The organism is Pseudomonas sp. 21615526 (genome assembly GCF_013386245.1).
Classification (GTDB): Bacteria; Pseudomonadota; Gammaproteobacteria; order Pseudomonadales; family Pseudomonadaceae; genus Aquipseudomonas.
Genome location: NZ_JACAOM010000047.1, coordinates 41,496 through 59,513, shown reverse-complemented (window position 1 = coordinate 59,513; position 18,018 = coordinate 41,496). Strand labels below are relative to the sequence as shown.

The 18,018-nt window shown below is 62.6% G+C and carries 15 protein-coding genes and 1 pseudogene; 7 read left to right on the top strand and 9 right to left on the bottom strand.

What is annotated here, in order from left to right; genetic code table 11:
* Window positions 1–114: 114 nt before the first annotated feature.
* The 5 genes and pseudogenes from HX786_RS15270 to HX786_RS15250 form a co-directional block, all read right to left on the bottom strand.
* Window positions 115–1,623 (bottom strand): MDR family MFS transporter, encoded by a 1,509-nt coding sequence (locus HX786_RS15270; RefSeq protein WP_178912298.1) that lies wholly within the window; start codon window positions 1,621–1,623, stop codon window positions 115–117.
* Window positions 1,613–2,743, bottom strand: coding sequence for an HlyD family secretion protein (locus tag HX786_RS15265; protein WP_003208172.1), 1,131 nt, complete (start codon window positions 2,741–2,743; stop codon window positions 1,613–1,615). Before HX786_RS15265 ends, HX786_RS15270 begins: the two co-directional genes overlap by 11 nt.
* Window positions 2,740–4,188 (bottom strand): efflux transporter outer membrane subunit, encoded by a 1,449-nt coding sequence (locus tag HX786_RS15260; RefSeq protein ID WP_178912297.1) that lies wholly within the window; start codon window positions 4,186–4,188, stop codon window positions 2,740–2,742. The genes HX786_RS15265 and HX786_RS15260 overlap by 4 nt, the downstream gene beginning before the upstream one ends.
* A gap of 103 nt (window positions 4,189–4,291) precedes the next feature.
* Window positions 4,292–6,552 (bottom strand): annotated as a pseudogene (bglX, locus tag HX786_RS15255) (beta-glucosidase BglX).
* 112 nt (window positions 6,553–6,664) lie between these two features.
* The gene (locus HX786_RS15250; protein ID WP_178912296.1) at window positions 6,665–7,408 is read right to left on the bottom strand and encodes a helix-turn-helix domain-containing protein; all 744 of its coding nucleotides are present in this window, start codon (window positions 7,406–7,408) and stop codon (window positions 6,665–6,667) included.
* Window positions 7,409–7,571: 163 nt separating this feature from the next.
* On the opposite strand from HX786_RS15250, the gene HX786_RS15245 reads away from it, so the two are divergent.
* The 6 genes from HX786_RS15245 (at window position 7,572) to HX786_RS15220 (ending at window position 13,038) form a co-directional block, all read left to right on the top strand.
* Window positions 7,572–8,372 (top strand): SDR family oxidoreductase, encoded by an 801-nt coding sequence (locus tag HX786_RS15245; protein WP_178912295.1) that lies wholly within the window; start codon window positions 7,572–7,574, stop codon window positions 8,370–8,372.
* Window positions 8,365–10,191, top strand: a complete 1,827-nt coding sequence (locus HX786_RS15240) for a glycoside hydrolase family 15 protein (protein ID WP_008434531.1) — start codon at window positions 8,365–8,367, stop codon at window positions 10,189–10,191. Before HX786_RS15245 ends, HX786_RS15240 begins: the two co-directional genes overlap by 8 nt.
* Before the next feature lie 137 nt (window positions 10,192–10,328).
* Entirely contained in the window at window positions 10,329–10,790 is a 462-nt protein-coding gene (locus HX786_RS15235) for a cysteine hydrolase family protein (protein WP_178912294.1), read from the top strand.
* 265 nt (window positions 10,791–11,055) lie between these two features.
* Entirely contained in the window at window positions 11,056–11,688 is a 633-nt protein-coding gene (locus tag HX786_RS15230; protein ID WP_178912293.1) for a BRCT domain-containing protein, read from the top strand.
* Window positions 11,688–12,080, top strand: a complete 393-nt coding sequence (locus HX786_RS15225; RefSeq protein WP_003208182.1) for a VOC family protein — start codon at window positions 11,688–11,690, stop codon at window positions 12,078–12,080. The genes HX786_RS15230 and HX786_RS15225 overlap by 1 nt, the downstream gene beginning before the upstream one ends.
* Before the next feature lie 49 nt (window positions 12,081–12,129).
* On the top strand, window positions 12,130–13,038 hold the full coding sequence (locus HX786_RS15220; RefSeq protein WP_178912292.1) for an alpha/beta fold hydrolase: 909 nt from the start codon (window positions 12,130–12,132) through the stop codon (window positions 13,036–13,038).
* Here HX786_RS15220 and HX786_RS15215 read toward each other — a convergent pair.
* The 3 genes from HX786_RS15215 to HX786_RS15205 form a co-directional block, all read right to left on the bottom strand.
* Entirely contained in the window at window positions 13,016–15,211 is a 2,196-nt protein-coding gene (locus HX786_RS15215; RefSeq protein ID WP_178912291.1) for an ATP-binding protein, read from the bottom strand. The two genes, HX786_RS15220 and HX786_RS15215, sit on opposite strands and share 23 nt — an antisense overlap.
* On the bottom strand, window positions 15,208–15,795 hold the full coding sequence (locus tag HX786_RS15210; protein WP_032899296.1) for a biliverdin-producing heme oxygenase: 588 nt from the start codon (window positions 15,793–15,795) through the stop codon (window positions 15,208–15,210). The genes HX786_RS15215 and HX786_RS15210 overlap by 4 nt, the downstream gene beginning before the upstream one ends.
* Window positions 15,796–15,926: 131 nt before the next feature.
* Entirely contained in the window at window positions 15,927–16,895 is a 969-nt protein-coding gene (locus HX786_RS15205; RefSeq protein WP_178912290.1) for a GlxA family transcriptional regulator, read from the bottom strand.
* Window positions 16,896–16,985: 90 nt separating this feature from the next.
* Here HX786_RS15205 and inhA point away from each other — a divergent pair, with 90 nt between their 5' ends.
* Window positions 16,986–17,666: an isonitrile hydratase gene (gene inhA, locus HX786_RS15200; RefSeq protein WP_177023037.1), complete on the top strand. Its 681-nt coding sequence runs from the start codon at window positions 16,986–16,988 to the stop codon at window positions 17,664–17,666.
* Here inhA and HX786_RS15195 read toward each other — a convergent pair.
* A complete protein-coding gene (locus HX786_RS15195) occupies window positions 17,663–18,004 on the bottom strand; it encodes an antibiotic biosynthesis monooxygenase (protein ID WP_003208192.1) in 342 nt (113 codons plus the stop codon). The genes inhA and HX786_RS15195 overlap by 4 nt on opposite strands.
* Between the last annotated feature and the right edge of the window lie 14 nt (window positions 18,005–18,018).

Sequence of the window (18,018 nt, the reverse complement as noted above, 5' to 3'; positions counted from 1 at the left end):
GAGCGGAACCATAAGCGGCCATCACCCAAATAACGGATATGTACCCAGCCCCCCAAAACCATAAAAAACACACCTGAACCATTGCGCTAACTTGAATCCCCCACAGCACTGCCCCTAGATCCGCCGCAACATCAACGCCGCCACCGCACACGCTGCCAACGCCACACACGCCAGAAAGAACGCATCACTGTAGGCCATCAAAAACGCCTGATGGCGCACACTCTGATCCAGCAGGTCCAACACCACCTGATGCTCCGGCAACTGCTCCTGCAGCACCCCGCCAGGCAAGCGCTGTTGCAGCACCGGGTCAAACAGCGTCACCGCCTCCCCGATCCGCGCCGAATGCACCCGCTCACGCACCACCACCAACTGCGCCAGTAACGCTGTTCCAACGGCGCCCCCCAGATTGCGCAGCATCGAGAACACCGCCGACGCCGACCCCGCCTGCACCTTGGCCAGGCCGTGCACCGCCAGCACCGACAACGCCACCATGATCAGCGGCTGGCCCATGCCGCGCACCACGATCGAGGGCACGATCACATTGCTGGCGCTGTCCGCCGACAAGTGCGCACCCATCCAGCAGCCCAAAGCCATGATCGCGAACCCCGAGGCCACCAGCATTTTGGCGCTGACCCACTTCATCAGGCGCGGCAAAAACGGCGCCATGATCAGTTGCACCAGACCATACGCGATCAGGCTCACGCCAATTTCGCTGGCGTTGTAGTGCTGCAATTGCGACAGGTAGTTGGGCACCAGGAACACCAGGCCATAGGTACTGGCGCCGAAGATAAACATCGCCACGCTGGCCACCCCAAAGTTGTAGTGGCCCAACAGTCGCAGGTTGATAAAGGCGTGCGCGCCCCATAATTGCCGGGCAACGAAGCCGATCAGGCCCACCACCGCCAGCAGTGTCATCCACACGATAAAGGGCGAGCCGAACCAGTCCTTGCGCCCGCCCTCCTCCAGCACGATCTGCAACGCACCCAGGCCCAGCACCATGCAGCCGATACCCAGCCAGTCGCCCTGGCGCAGCAGGCCCAACTGCATCGGCTGGCGGTCAATGGACCAGGCCACCGCCGCCAGCAACGCGATCCCCGGGAACAGTTGCAGGTAGAAGATCCAGCGCCAGGAATACGCATCGGTCAGCCAGCCGCCAATCGACGGCCCGGCGGCCTGGGCCACACTGTTGGCCAGGCTGAACAAGGCCATGCCCAGCGGGATCTTGCTGGGCGGCAGCTCGGTGATGATCAGTTGGAATGACAAGGGAATCAGCACCGCCCCGGCCGCGCCCTGCACCACCCGGATCAGGATCATCACTTGCAGGTTGGGCGACAGCGAACACGCCACCGAGGCCACCAGGAATATCCCCGAGCCCCACAGCATCACCCGGCGCAGGGAAAACACCTGCACCAGCCACGCGGTGAGGGGAATCATGATGATCTCCGCCACCAGGTAAGCGGTGGAAATCCACGAACCCTCCTCAAACGTCGCGCCCAGTGCACCTTCGATTTCCGGCAGTGCGGCGCTGGTGACGTGCACGTTCATCCCGGCCATGAAGCAGCCGAACAGCCCGCCGATCACCGCGACCCAGGCGCGAAACGGCACACGCCCTTCAGCCTCCATGGACGTGCTCCTGGCTGGCGGCAGGGCGGGTATCAACCGTGGCAATCACCGACATGCCCGGCAGCACCCGCGACTCACCGGGTTCCAGGCGAATCTTTACCGGAAACCGCTGGACGATCTTGGTGAAGTTGCCGGTGGCGTTGTCCGGCGGCAACAGCGCGAACACGGCACCAGAGCCGGGGGCGATGCTTTCCACTTTGCCGTGCCAATGTGCGCCGGCAAAACTGTCCACCGCGATTTCCACCGACTGCCCCGGCGCCATGTGCTGCAACTGGGTTTCCTTGTAGTTGGCAATCACATAGGCCTGCTCCACCGGCACCACCGCCAACAGCGGCAGGCCGGGCATCACGTATTGCTGGCGCCGGACCTTGCGCTGGCCCACCACGCCATCAAAAGGCGCGCGGATCTCGGTGTCCTTCAACGCATTGCGGGCCAGCGCGAGGTTGGCCTGGGCCTCGCCGATGCGTGCCTGATGCTCGACGATTTGCGCCTGCGCCTGTTGCCGGCGTGCCTGCAAGACCTGCAACTGCGCCTGCTGCCGCGCGACCTGGGCGCTCGCCTGGGCCAGGGCCGCCTGGGCCTTGGCCTGGCTGGCGCTGACGGTTTCCAGGTGCTGGGCGCTGGCCACCTGTTGCGCGACCAATTCACGATAACGCTGGTAATCGAGCCGCGCGCGCCGGGCTTCGGCCTCGCCACTGCTCAGTTCCGCCCGGGCCTGGGCGATGCGTTGCTGTTGCTCGCCCATTTGCGCGTCGAGGGTTTGCACCGATGCCTGCTGTGCGCTCGCTGCTGCTTGCGCCTGTTGCAGTTGCGCCTGGGCGCTGTTCAGACGCTCGGTGAAATCCCGCTCATCGATACGCACCAGCACATCCCCGGCCTTGACCGGCTGGTTATCTTCCACCAGCACCTGGGCTACATACCCGGCAATTCGCGGGCTGATAGCGACCCAATCAGCGCGCACATAGGCATCGTCGGTTTCTTCAAGAAAACGCCCCCATTGCCACCAGTACCCGGCAAAGGTTGCCAGCCCCACCAGCGTCGCGAGGGAAGCCGTGGTCACCAGGGCGCGACGATGGCGTTGCATAACGGTCAGGCGAATGGGTTCAACAGCCTGGTTCATGGTGTGGCTCCATTGACAGCGACAGATAAGGGGGCGGTTGGATCGTCATGCTGCCAGCCGCCACCGAGGGCCTGGAACAGGTCGATCTGGCGATTGATCAGGCGCAGGTCGGACTCGGCCACGCGGGCTTCAAGGCCCACCAGGCTGCGTTCGCTGTCCAGCAGTTGCAGGGCATCCAGCGCGCCGGAATGGTAGCCGCGGGAGGCCAGGTCGAAGGCGCGGCGGTTGTTGTCCAGGGCGGCGGCCAGGGCCTGCCCACGCTGCTGTTCGCCCTGGTACAGGGCCATGGCCTGCTCCACCTGCTTCAGTGCGTTGAGCACCGTACCGTCAAACCGTGCCAGGGCCTGGCGCGCTTCGGCCTGGCTCTGCCTGACCCGCGCCTGGGCGACCTGCCGGTTGGGAAAGCGCCAGGACACCAGCGGCCCGACGGAATACACCGTGGCGTAGCGGTCCCCGAGTTTGCCCAGGCTGCTGGCGGACGAACCGAGCATCGCGCCGAAGGTGATCCGCGGGTATAGCTCGGCGCGGGACAGGCCCACCGTCAAGGTGGCTGCGCGCAATTGCCCTTCGGCGCGGCGGATATCCGGCCGCCGTTGCACCAGCGCCCACCCCTCGCCCACCGGCAACGCAGCCTGCAACTGCGGGCTGTGGGCACAGCTGCGCGGTGTGACCTGCTCCGGCGACAAACCGCTGAGCACGGCCAACTCATACAACGCACTGCTGCGCCGGGCCTTGAACATCGGCAGCGGTGCACGGGTTTCTTCCAGCAGGCCTTGCAAGCGAGTCAGGTCCAGGTCCGTCGCCGCGCCAGCCTTCTGCAGCTTTTGCGTGACCGCGACGCTCTGCTCCAGCAACTGCACCGAGTGCGCCTGCACCTGCTCCTGCACTCCATACACACAGGCCTGGGCATACGCGCGGGCCGTCTGCGCGGCGACTGTCACCCGTAACTCGTCTTCCAGCGCCCGCGCCACCTGGGCATCCGCCCGTGCGGCGGCAATGCGATAACGCACCTCGCCCCACAGGTCGAGGGTGTAGCTCAGGGAAAACTCAGGCGTGTGGCTCCATTCCGCACCGGCATGACCGTTGGTGGCCTGGGCCAGGGTCTGGTCATCCCGGCTGCGACCGTAGGCCAGGCCATAGTCCAGAGAGGTAGACGGCAGGCGCTCGCCGTCGACCTGTTCCAGCCGCGCCAGCAAGGCGTCGACGTGGGCGGCAGCGGCTTCAAGGTCTTTATTCTGGCGCAAGGCCCGCGCCACCAGGGCGTCCAGTTGCGGGTCGCGGTACAGCTGCCACCAGCGGGCGGGTAATGGCTCGGCCGACTCGACGGATAGCCGCGGCGAGGGCTGCGCGGTGACGGTCGACGGCTGGCCGGACACGCCACTGCACCCGGCCAGCACACTCAACAGGGCGATGGGCATCCATGGATGAAAAGAAGGGCTGTGCATCACAAGGCTCGCTCAAGAAGGAGCTTTGCAGATTAGGCAGGTGGTCTGTCCGATTCGCCCGCGTCAGGGCCATGTGTCGTCGCTAACCGGACAATATGTTTGCTTAACGCAACTCGAAGCTTTGCTCCTGTACGTCCTGGGAGTCCAAGCCGATCTGCACCTTGAACTCGCCGGGCTCGGCAACGTAGTCCAGCTGGGCGTTGTAGAACTTCAGGTCGTTCTCATCCAAGGTGAATTCAATGATCCTGCGCTCACCGGCCTTGAGCATGATTTTCTCGAAACCCTTGAGCTCCTTGACCGGCCGGCTGACCGAGGCGACCAGATCACGGATATACAACTGGACAACCGTTTCACCGTCACGCGGGCCGGTATTGGCCAGCGTGATACGCGCCTTGAGTTGCTCTCCCACGCGCAATACCGACGTTGACAACTGCAAGTCGGAAAGCTCGAACCGGGTGTAGCTCAACCCATAGCCGAAGGGATAAAGCGGGCCGTCGGGTTCATCGATGTATTGGCTCATGTATTTCCAGGGCGCAGCAGAATCAAACGGGCGCCCTGTATTCAGGTGGTTGTAATAGAGGGGGATTTGCCCGACCGACCGAGGAAATGTCATCGGCAACTTGCCTGACGGGTTGTAGTCGCCGAACAGCACATCAGCGACCGCATTGCCGCCCTCCGTACCACTGAACCACGTTTCCAGCAGGGCGTCGGCCTGTGCCTGCTCCCGGGTCAAATCCAGGGGACGGCCATTCACCAGCACGATCACCAACGGCTTATCCAACGACTTCAGCGCACTGAGCAATCGCCGCTGACTGGCGGGCAGGTTGATACGCGCGCGACTGATGGACTCATCGTTGACGCTCCAGGGTTCGCCGACAACCGCCACGATGACCTTGGCCCGACGCGCCACCTCCAGCGCCTCGTCCAGTAGCGCCTCAGGCGAACGCGGGTCCAGATCCAACGGCGTGTTGTAGTGTTTCAGGCGTTCGGACAACTGGGTGTCCGTGGTGAAATTCGCGCCCTTGGCATAGAGCAGCGGTGCCTTGCCTTCAACTGCACGAGCCAAGCCTTCGTAGATACTGACCACGTTTCGCTCGTCACAATCACCGCAATAACTGCCCAGCAGGTCGCGCCGGCTTTTGGCAAAGGGACCGATCAGCGCAATGCTGTCCTGCTTGTTCAACGGCAGCGTCTGATGGGCATTTTTCAATAGCACGAAGGTCTTGCGAGCAATGTCCCGGGCGGCGTCTCGCTGCAGGCGCGTTGCAATGGGAGGCAACTCTGTGCGGTTGAGATTTCGATACGGGTTGTCGAACAGCCCCAAGTCATACTTCAGGCCCAGCACATTCCGGACAGCCTCATCCAGCACCCCGACATCAACTTCCCCCGATGCAACCAATCCAGGCAAATACCTGGCATACGCGTCATCGCAGAGTTCCATGTCGACACCTGAGCGCACCGCCAACGCCGCAGCCTGCCTGACATCACGGGCAACACCATGCAAAACCAGCCCTCAATTGCCCGGCAATCACCCAATGTCACGCCGTCAAACCCCCACGCCTGCCGCAGTACATCCTTGATCAGCCACCGATTGGCGGCAGCCGGAACACCATCGATGGTATTGAACGCAATCATTGCCATGCCTGCTCCGGCTTCGACCGCGGCGCGATACGGCGCAAAGTAAAACTGGTACATGTTCGCCTTACTCATATCGACGCTGTTGTAGTCCTTGCCACCCTCGACCGCACCGTACAACGCGAAGTGCTTGATGCCGGCCATGAGGCTGTCGGTTGTGCGAGGATCATCCCCTCGATACGCCTTGACCATGACACCCGCGATACGAGAGGCCAGGAAGGGATCCTCCCCGTAACCTTCCGAGACTCTGCCCCAGCGAGGGTCGCGGGTAATGTCCACCGATGGGCCAAACGTCAAATAAACACCCTCGGCGCTTGCCTCCTGGGCGCTGATGCGTCCCGCAAGGGCAATCGCCGACATGTCCCAACTGGCCGCGAGCGCCAGGCTCACCGGGAATATCGTATGCAAGCCATGAATCACATCCGCCGCAAAGAACAGCGGGATTTTCAACCGGCTTCGCTCCATCGCCACTTGCTGCAACGCCCATCCATAAGGTGGCGAAGGCGTGCCACTAATTCCACCCACCAAACCACTGGCAATCCCCTCCCGAATGCTGGCTCCGGTCCGCTCCCGGTCAATGCCAATCAGCTCCAGCTGGCCGACTTTCTCGGCAACGGTCATCTGCCCGAGCAAATGCTCAATGAACGCAGCCTTGTCGAGCGGCGCCCGCGCCATGACGTGGCTGCCAGACAGGCTGACAAGCAGCAACAGCAGCAGGATCTTTCCCATGAGGCCCATCCTTTGGACACATCAGTGACTGCCTGCAGCGTTGAGCATTGGAGCATGGGTGTCTACTGTCAGAATTCACAGGTAGGTTGCCTTTCCACCACGGCAGGAAAACTTACCCAGCCGGCCGAAAATGACTCGGCGGATAACCCAACGACTTGCGAAACATCGCACTGAACGCACTCGGGCTCTGATACCCGTGCTCCAGCGCCACCTCCAGAATTGATACGCCCTGGGCCAACAGCTTCAAGCTCAAGGCCAACCGCGCGCGCTTGCGCCATTCACCGAAACTCATGCCCAACTCCCGCTGGAACACTCGGCTCAGGGTGCGGGCGCTCATGTTCAGGCTGTCGGCCCAGGATTCCAGGCTGCTGTCGTCAGAGGGGTTGCGGATGAAATGCGTGCAAAGCCTGGCGAGCCGTGCTTCGCCAGGCACCGGCACGTGCATCGCCACCACCGGCGCGGTGAGCAGTTCCATGCGGATCAACTCGATCATGGCCTGCAGACGCGGGCTGTGGTGCCCGGCAATCTGCGTGGCGGCGACGATCAGCTCCCGCAGCAATGCCGACACTTCAATCACCTGGCAGGTGCGCCCCAGCCCCGGCTCGGCCTCGGGCATCAGGAACAGCGTGCGCATATGCACCTCGCCGGCCATGCGGATTTCGTGCGGGGTTCCGGCCGGCACCCACAGCGCATGCCCGGAGGGCACCAGCCAACTGCCCTGGGCGGTGCTGACCACCATCACCCCGGACACGCCATGGATCAGCTGCGCCTGGGCATGGCAATGGGGGTGCACCACGTCGTCGTTGCGGTAGTTGTCGGCGTAGGCTTCAAGCCAGGGGCGGGGTTGGCGGTTCATCGGCTCAGGTCTCGCATCAATCAGGCGTTGATTCTAGCGAAAAGCCCTGTGGCAAAAACGATAGATATAGACAGCCATCGTCGCATTCCAGACAGCCGGTGAACTTGTGGCCCACGCCATCAGTCAGCTAATTGGGCACTCTGAAAAAAGGTTGGGTGGGGCAATGCGCATTTCGTTGGAGCAACAAGTGGCGCTAGTCACCGGCGCGAGTTCCGGGATCGGCGCGGGGGCTGCCAAGGCCCTGGCGGAGGCTGGAGCTGCCGTGGTGTTGAACTACAACGCCCAGGCGGCGCCGGCTGAAGCACTGGCGGCGCAGATCAATGCCAACGGCGGCCGGGCGATTGCAATTGGCGCCGATGTGTCGAAAGAGGCGGATGTCGAACGCCTGTTTGCGCAAACCCTTGAGGCGTTTGGGCACCTGGACATCCTGGTGGCCAACTCGGGCATGCAGAAAGACGCGGCTGCCGTGGACATGACCCTCGACGACTGGAACACCGTGATCGGCGTCAACCTCACCGGCCAGTTCCTCTGCGCCCGCGCCGCGTTGCGCATCTTCAACCGCCAGGGCATCCGCGAAGGTGTTTCCCGGGCCGCCGGGAAGATTATCCACATGAGTTCGGTGCACCAGGTGATTCCCTGGGCCGGGCACGTGAACTACGCCGCGTCCAAGGGCGGCGTGGAAATGCTGATGCGCACCCTGGCCCAGGAAGTCAGCCAGCAGCGCATCCGCATTAACGGCGTTGCGCCGGGAGCGATCCGCACGGCCATCAACCGCGCCGCCACCGAAGGCGCGGCCGAAGTGGAACTGCTCAAGTTGATTCCCTATGGCCGCGTGGGTGACGTCGAAGACGTGGCCAACGCGGTGGTGTGGCTGGCCAGTGATGCCTCCGACTACGTGGTGGGCAGCACCCTGTTCATTGATGGCGGCATGAGCCTTTATCCGGAGTTTCGTGGCAATGGTTGATCTGAAAAACGAACCACAAAGTGCCATTGATGCCCACGGCATCATCGGCGACATGCGCAGTGCAGCGCTGGTGAACGACAAAGGCAGCATCGATTTTTTCTGCTGGCCGGAGTTCGACAGCCCCTCCATCTTTTGCTCATTGCTGGACTCCCCCGCCGCCGGCATCTTCCAGCTCACGCCGGACCTGCCCGACGCCCGCCGCGAGCAGATCTACCTGCCCGACACCAACGTGCTGCAAACCCGCTGGTTGAGTAATGATGCGGTGGTGGAAATTACCGACTTCTTGACCGTCAGTGAAGAAGTTGACGACCTGCCGATCCTGATTCGGCGGGTGCGGGTGGTCAGCGGCAAAGCGAGCATCCATATGCGCTGCGCAGTGCGTCATGACTACGCCCGCGCCCAGACCCGGGCCACTCAAGATGACGGCGACGTGTTGTTTGAGGCCGCAGACCAACCCGGCCTGCGCCTGACCAGCAGCCACACCCTGCAGTTGGATGGCGACGCTGCCGTAGCATCCTTTGAACTCGGCCAGGAAGAAGGCGCCGAGTTTGTCCTCGGCGGGCTGGACGATGCCCGAGTCAAAAACGACTGCACCGACCTGTGCCTGGAGCGCACCCTTAAGTTCTGGCGCGGCTGGATTTCCCAATCCAACTACCGTGGGCGCTGGCGCGAGATGGTCAATCGTTCGGCCCTGGCCTTGAAGCTTTTGACCTCGCGCAAACACGGTGCAATCCTCGCCGCCGCCACCTTCGGCCTGCCGGAAACACCCGGCGGCGAGCGCAACTGGGACTACCGCTACACCTGGATCCGCGACGCCTCGTTTACCGTCTACGCCTTTATGCGCCTGGGGTTTATCGAGGAAGCCAACGGCTACATGCGCTGGTTGAAAGGCCGGGTGGGTGACTGCTGCGATCAGCCGATGAAAATCAACATCCTGTACGGCATCGACGGCCGCCAGGAACTGCCAGAAACCGAGCTGAGCCACCTCAGCGGCCACGGCGGCGCGCAACCGGTGCGCATCGGCAACGAGGCGTACGACCAGGTGCAACTGGATATCTACGGCGAGTTGATGGACGCGGTATACCTGGTCAACAAATACGGTGAGGCCATCTCCCACGAGGGCTGGAAACACACGGTGGAAGTGGCCGACCAGGTCTGCGAAACCTGGAACCACAAAGACGTCGGCATCTGGGAAATGCGCGGTGAACAGCATCACTTCCTGCACTCAAGGCTGATGTGCTGGGTGGCCCTGGACCGGGCGATCCGCCTGGCGTCCAAGCGCTCGCTACCGGCGCCGTTTGCCCGTTGGGACCAGACCCGCCAGGCGATTTACGCCGATATCTGGAGCAACTTCTGGAACGAAGAACGCGGGCACTTTGTGCAGCATATCGGCAGCACCGCGCTGGATGGCTCGATGCTGTTGATGCCACTGGTGCGCTTCGTTGCGGCGACCGACCCGCGCTGGTTGTCGACACTGGAAGCGATCCAGAAAAGCCTGGTGCGCGATGGGATGGTTTATCGCTATCGCAACGACGACAGCCAGATTGATGGGCTACAAGGCACCGAGGGCGCGTTTGCAGCGTGCTCGTTCTGGTACGTGGAATGCCTGGCCCGGGCCGGGCAAGTGGAGAAGGCGCATCTGGAGTTTGAACAGTTGCTGCGCTATGCCAACCCGCTGGGTTTGTATGCCGAAGAGTTTGATAACCAGGCACGGCATTTGGGCAATACACCGCAGGCGTTGAGCCATTTGGCGCTGATCAGCGCAGCGACGTTCCTGGACCGGAAGTTGAGCGGGGTGAAGACGGTTTGGCAGCCTTGAGCCCGAGCACAATCTGAAGGCAATTGAGTAACCTTGTGGGAGCTGGCTTGCCTGCTCCCACATAGACCGCGCCAGACTTGGAGACGAGGTGTACCCGGTGCACAATGCGTGGTCCTTCGATCTATACCAGGATGCCAATGCGCCAAGTCCTACTGATCATCGATGTACAACCCTCCTTCGCCCCGCCCGACTGGCTGGTAATCGGCATCAACGCCCTGCTGGGTCGCATGCCGTCAGTGGCCACCGTAGAGCGCCACGACGAAAACATAACCCCCTTCGCTCGCCAACTCGGCTGGCAACCGGCGCCCGACGACGACAGCCTGATCGCCGCTGACCATATCTTCATCAAACACGGCTACGCGCCCACGCCCGAGACCATCAGCCACCTGAAAAGCCTCGCGCCAGACCGGGTGTTGGTGTGTGGCATCCAGACTGACACCTGTGTGCTGGCGGCCGGGTTTGCGTTGTTTGACGCGGGCTTGCAGCCAACGCTGATCAGCGATTTGACTGTGGGTTCATCGCTGGATCGCTCGGGGAAACTGGGCGCGGATTTGTGGCGACACCACTTCAAACACGTCATCACCCACGTAGAGATTTAAGTCAGCCCCTCACTGTGGCGAGGGAGCTTGCTCCCGCTGGGGCGCGAAGCGGCCCCAAAAGCTCAACGCCATCTAACTCAAAGAACACATTCAACAAAACCTGGGGCTGCTGCGCAGCCCAACGGGAGCAAGCTCCCTCGCCACAGGTTATTTGGCAAACATCACAACATGTGTGTATATCGGTTTCACCATCAACGCGAAACCTTCGGCCCATGCTGAGCTGGACCGAGACCTGGCAAAGCACTGACTTAAGGAGCATGGACGCATGACCGATCTTCATCAGGAATTCGAACGCAGTCACCTCTTCCACAAGGCGCGTATTGATCGGCGCTCTGCCGACGCATTACTCGGCGTCACTGCCGGCCTGGTCGCCGACGGAAACATCAATCAGATGGAAGCAGCGTTTCTAAAGACCTGGATAGAAACCCATCTGCTCCAGTTGGAAGACCCGGTGGTAAACATTCTTTATCAGCGCCTTGCCAGCATGTTGAGTGACGGTGTTCTCGACGCGGAAGAGTCCGCAGAACTGTTGGAAATGCTGCATCAGTTTTCCGGTATCTCGGTGGGGTCACCTCAACGCCCCTCTGCTGTCAGCAGCCTGCCGCTGAACAATCCGGCTCCGACACTGGAGTGGCAGGACCGGACTTTTTTGTTTACCGGTGTCATGGCGTACGGGCCTCGCAAAGAATGTGAGTTACTTGTCGTAGAACGCGGCGGCCTTATCGGTAACTCGGTGAGCAAGCAGGTTCATTTTCTCGTGGTCGGGAGCGTTGGTAATGAACAATGGCTCCATAGCTCATATGGAACGAAGATCAAAAAAGCCGTCGAGTTAAGAAATAGCGGTATTCCGATCGCTATCATCAGTGAAACCCATTGGCAGCAGGTGTTGTTCGGTTGATGCCCATTATCTCCATCCTGATTCACGTCCCCGACTGGCGTGCCGCCACGGAGTGGTACGCCGCGGCCTTCCCTACCGCCACGCGCATCTACCATGAGCCCGACGATTTCGGTCACTTGGACGTGGACGGCGTTGCCCTCGAAATCGTGAATGCAGACAACAAGGTCGCCAGCGGCGCGGCCGGGTCGGTGGTGTATTGGCGGGTGACGGACCTGCTTCACGAGGTACAGCGACTGGTCACGTTAGGCGCCACGTTGTATCGCGGGCCAATGGAAGTCGAGGGCGGCGAGTGGATGTGCCAGGTGCGCGACCCTTGGGGTAATTGCATCGGCTTGCGCCAGGCCGGTCTAGACAAGTCAAGCAATTGCAGCCTTTCGAACCACACTCGGTAACCCGCTTGGTCTACAGTTCCAACACGTTCCCTCCACCCTCGGAGCCTCCATGCCCACCCTCCAAATCCGCACGCCCATGCTCGATATCGCCTACGAAGCCCATGGCCCGGAAGGCGGCGAGGTGGTGATCCTGCTGCATGGCTTCCCCTACGACCCTCGTGGCTATGACGAGATCGCCCCGGTGGTCGCCGCACGTGGCTACCGGGTATTGGTGCCATACCTGCGCGGCTATGGCCCGACGCGCTTTATCAACGAACAGGTGATGCGCTCCGGCCAACAAGCAGCGCTGGCCAAGGATTTGCTGGATTTCATGGATGCCCTGTCCATCGAAAAAGCCACGCTGGTGGGCTATGACTGGGGCGGACGCGCGGCGTGTATCGTTGCGGCGCTTTGGCCTGAACGGGTGCGCGGCCTGGTGACGGGCGATGGCTACAACATTCAGGATATCGCTGCGTCGACCAAGCCTCGGGCGCCGGAAACAGAACATCGGCTGTGGTATCAGTTTTACCTTCATACCCAACGGGGTGTCGACGGACTGACCGCCAACCGGCGTGAGTTCTGCCAGTTGCTGTGGGCGCTCTGGTCGCCGTCCTGGGCCGAAGGGCCGAGCCTGTATGGCAAGACAGCGCCCTCGTTTGATAACCCGGATTTTGTCGAGGTGGTGGTCCATTCCTACCGGCACCGCTTCATGTACGCACCGGGTGATCCGGCGCTGGAAAGCATCGAGCAGGCGCTGGTGCAGCCACCGCCGATTTCAGTACCGAGCATCTCGTTGTGCGGCGCCGATGACGGCGTAGGTCCGGCCCCGGTCGAAGATGACGACCTGGAAAATTTCAGCGGGTTTTATCGGCGCGAAGTGTTGGCCGGCGTGGGCCACAACATTCCCCAGGAGGCGCCCCAGGCAACCCTTGAGGCGATCTTCGAGCTGCTGAGCCTCAGCCCCCGGCCGAAATCCTGAAGCTGAACACGCTGCCCTGCCCCACCACGCTTTCAGCCCACAGGGTGCCGCCGTGGGCTTCGACGATGCCGTGGGAGATGTACAACCCCAGCCCGCTGCCGGTGGGGTTGCCCTCGCGTGAGGTCCAGTAGCGGTCGAAGATATACGGCAGTTGCGCCGGGTCGATGCCGATGCCGTTGTCGCATACCCGAAACAGCACTTCGTCCCCCGCCGCCTCGGCAATCACCTCGATCACTCCGCCCAGCGGGGTGAATTTCAGGGCGTTGCCCAGCAGGTTGGAAAACACCTGGAACAAGCGCTCCGGGTCGGCCTGGGCACTCAGCCCGTCCACTGAGCGCCAAGTCAGGTCCAAACCCTTGGCCGCCGCCAGCGGTTGCCACATCGAACAGATCTGGTCCAGGGTTGCCGCCACATCGAGCCGTTGCAGCGAAACGCTGTAGCGCCCGGCCTCGATGCGCGAAATATCGATCAGGTCTTCCAGCAGCGTGTTCATGCGGGCGGTGGCGTTTTGCATGGTTTCAATCGCGGTGGAGAGGCGCCGGTTCGCCTTGTTGTCCTCGGCGGGCACCATGCTGCGCATCATGCCGCATTGCATCAGCAAGATGGTCAGCGGGCTGCGCAGGTCATGGGAGACCACCGCCACCAGCTCGTCACGCGCCCGCACCGCAGCATGTTCGCGTTGCACCTGGCGCGCCAGGTCATGCTCCAGGGCATTGCGCCGCAGGCTCTCCACCGCCTGTAGCTCCGACAGCGACCAATACAGCGCCTTGCCGTCGACCTGCTGCTTCCACAACTCAAACGACAGGCGCGGGCTCAAGGTCGTGCTGCCCGGTTCCTGATGTTTGACCGGCTGGCCGCTCCACTCCACCGAGGACTGGACCTCCGGGCGAAACCACATCACCGCGTTGTCCACCGGCTTGGGCAGGCAGAACGCCAACAGGCCGCTGGCATGGGCCTGGTAGGCCGCCGCCGGGGGAAAGTCCACCGACAATTGATGGCTGTGCACCACGCCTTTGCCCTGCCCGCGCACCCACTGGTACAAGGCGTGGATTTCAGCACGTGCAGGGCAAACGCCGAACACATGCAGGCGCTCTTCCACCCGTATCGCCAGGCCACCGGCGGCGGTCAGGTTCAGCAGCGTTTGCGCATAGGGCAACAGGCTTTCCATCACATCGCACTGGTCCGCGGTCATGGCGGCGACCAACTCTTCGACCATGGCGGCCTTGTCACGTTGTTGGCGGCGCTCCTGCTGCTCCTGGAGCAACGTGATCTGCATCGACAACAACTGGCCGATGCTGGTGCACGCCGTGCGCAGTTCATGGGGCACGCGCAACGGCTCACGGTGACCACAGGTGATCAGGCCCCAGAGCTGGTCGTCCTTGAGCAGCGAAATGCTCATGGAGGAACGCACGCCCATGTTCTTCAAATAATGGCAGTGCACCGGGGACACGCTGCGCAACACGGCGAAGCTGAGGTCCAGGGGCTGGCCGTTGTCGGGGCGCAGGGCCGGCAGGATCGGCACCGGCTGGTACTCAGCGTCGGGAATCGCGCGGATCCAGTTCAGCCGGTACAGCTCGCGGGCCTGGGGCGGGATGTCCGACGCGGGAAAACATAATCCCAGGTACGGCTGCATGCCGTCACTGAGGGCCTCGCCAATCACTTTGCCGTGGCCTTCCTGCTCGAAGCGGTACAAGGTGACCCGGTCATAACCGGTGAGGCTACGAATCTCGGTCACGCTGATCTGGTACAAGCCGTCGAGCGTCTTCGCCGACTGCAAGCGGCGCAGCGTTCGGGACAGCTGCTTCACAGCGCTGTGCTCAAGCGTGAGGCTCCGCTCCAGTTCGAGAAACAGCAGGCCTTGATGACGATGCAGCAGGATGTCGTAGGCGTAGCCATCCAGCGTCAGTTGATGCACATCCTCCTCAAAGGCGTCCAGGTCTGCCAGGGCACGACTCACCTGTACTGCCGCTTCGCTGCCCAGCACACTGGCCAGCGCCTGGCCCGACAGGCGTTGCGCGTCCAGGCCCAGCGCGCCGCTCAGGTTGCTGCTGGCTTGCAGCACCTCAAGCGCCGGTTCGCTCAGCGTCAACAACAACCCGTGAGGCTGGATCGAGCCGGGGATATGGATGGGTTCGCTGGCGCAATCGTCGATCAGCGTATCGACCGTGGTCATCGCAGCACTCCGCAGCGGTCCAGCCACTGCTCGAAACACAGGAAGGTCGACTCGGCGACCTTCACCGCCTCCACGCGCTCGTACGCGGTTCGCAGCGGGTCAAGGCACGCCATAAAGCGCTGCCACAGGGCGCTGGTCTCGGCCCCGTACACATTCATGAACGCGCCGCCATTGGTGGAGCCCACGCCAATCTTGATCTCGATCAGGTCGCGCAACACCTGGCCGCCGAGGGTGGCGCCTTCCAGCACATAGAGGGCGCCCAAGGCCTGGGCCACGTTGGTGATGGCGGGCAGTTCGGGGCATATCGGCAAGGCATCGATCTGCAGGTTTTCCAGGCCCAGCGCCCGCAAATCCGCCTGCAAGTACGGAGTTTTGCTGCGCCGCCCCCACTCCAGGTCCGGGATGATCTCGCCCCACGGCGCCAGGGCGCGCTCCAGCGGTTGATAGAAGCCGTAGTAGGCGCTCATCAACTCGCGGTACAACGCCAGGTCCATGCGGGAAAACGGCAGACGGGTATCGAGGCGTCGGTGCAGCGCAGCGGTCGCCGCACGTAGTTCGACAAGGACAGGAGGTAGTGAATTCATGAGCTGTGCGCACGCCGGGAAGGTTCAAAACCGCGACGTAGAGGCCTGGGATCAAGACACTGCGCAATGGACTGTGAGTAACATAGCACCTTGATACAAAAACGTACCTATTCGTTCAAACAGGCTTCGCTTCAACCGGGTGAGGAAAACCGTTCACGATAGGCCTGGGGCGTGATCGATACCGCTCGCAGGAAGCTGCGGCGCATGGTTTCTTCGCAGCCAAAGCCGCAGTGCACGGCAATGCGCTTGATCGACACGCTGCTGTCCGCCAGTTGCCGGCGGGCGGTCTCCACGCGAATCAACTCGACCGCCCGCGCGGGTGTCTGGCCGGTCTCGCTGCGGTAGTGGCGCACGAAGCTGCGCTCGCTCATGCCCGCCTGGGCGGCCAGTGTGGCAACGTTCAAATCGAGGGTCAGGTGTTCGGCGATCCAGGCGTGCAGCTCCGCAAAACGGCTACCGCCCTTTTGCAGCGACAACGTCACGCTGAACTGCGATTGCCCACCGGGGCGCTTGAGAAACACCACCAGGTGCCGCGCCACTTCCAGGGCCACGGCGCGACCCAGGTCCTCCTCCACCAGCGCCAGGCACAAGTCGATACCGGCGGTCACGCCGGCGGAGGTCCACAGGTTGCCCTGCTGGATGAAAATCGGATTGGCCTCCACCGTCAGCTGTGGGTACTTGCGCGCGAGTTCTTCGCAGCGCGTCCAGTGGGTCACCACGCGGCGGCCGTCGAGCAAACCGCTGGCGGCCAGCAGAAAGGCGCCAGTGCACACCGAGGTCATGCGCCGGGCCTGGGTGGCTTTTTGCCGAACCCAGTCCACCAGCGCCGGGTCTTCGGCGGCGCCGTACACCCCCCAGCCGCCGGCAATCACCAGTGTGTCGCACGGAGCATCGGCAGGCGGCAGTGGCTCGGCCACCAGGGCCAGGCCCGCCGAGGTCGTCACCGGCTCGGCCTGCGCGGCAATCACACTGACCGCATAGGGCAACGGCAAGCCCTGCTGGCGCGCCAGGTCATTGGCCGAGGCAAATACTTGCAAGGGCCCGGTGACGTCGAGCACCTGCACATTGGGAAAGGCGAGTACGTTGATGATTCTGGGCATGTTGGCGTAATTCGTGGGCTCAATGGCGTATGCGCCAAAGCCTAGGTGACTAGAGTGAAGCCGTCCATCCCTTTATCAGGAGCAGTCCCAATGACCTTGCAGATCGGCTTTTTGTTGTTCCCCGGCATCCAGCAACTGGACCTCACCGGGCCCTACGACGTGTTGGGATCGCTGCCGGATGTGAAGCTGCATCTGGTGTGGAAGGACCTCGCGCCGGTCACCTCCAGCACCGGCTTGGTGTTTACCCCCAGCACCACTTATGACGAGTGCCCGACGCTGGATGTGATTTGCGTGCCCGGCGGTTCTGGCGTCGGGGCATTGATGGAGGATGAGCAGACCCTGGCGTTTCTCAAGACACAGGCCCAGACCGCGCGCTATGTGACATCGGTGTGCACCGGCTCCCTGGTGCTGGGTGCCGCGGGCTTGCTGCGCGGGCGTCGCGCGACCACTCACTGGGCCTACCACGACCTGCTCGCACCGCTCGGTGCGATCCCGGTGCAGGAGCGCGTGGTGCGTGACGGCAACCTGTTGACCGGTGGCGGGATTACCGCCGGGATCGACTTTGCCCTGACCCTGGCCGCCGAGCTGTACAGCGAGGCGGCAGCGCAACTGGTGCAGTTGCAGATTGAGTACGCCCCGGCGCCGCCGTTCAATGCTGGCCGGCCGGAAACCGCACCGTCGCATGTACTGGAAGAAGCCCGCAAGCGCACCGCCGAGTCGCGCAAGACCCGGGGTGAAATCGTGGCACGGGCGGCGGCCAGGTTGGGTTAAGCGTTCGCCCGTCCGTGGCGGTCGGCGGGCACCAGATGCCCGATCGTGCCGTCCCCATACGCCCGTTCCACTTTGGAAATCACCACGTGATAACCGCCGTACCAGCGGCGGTATAGACGCTTGGCTTCCAGGTGGGTCGGGTGGCTGGCAAAGGCGCGAATGGAGGCCTCGTCACGCCAGTAATAACTGGCGTTGATCAACCCGCCATCCGCCGAACGCCACGACTCGGCCCCCACGTATCCCGGCAACCTTGCTGCCAGTGCGTCGATCAGATTCGTGAGGCGCTGGAACTCGTCATCCCGTTCGCCGGGCTTGTAGATAAAGGCTGCGATGTACATGGGTAACGTCCTTT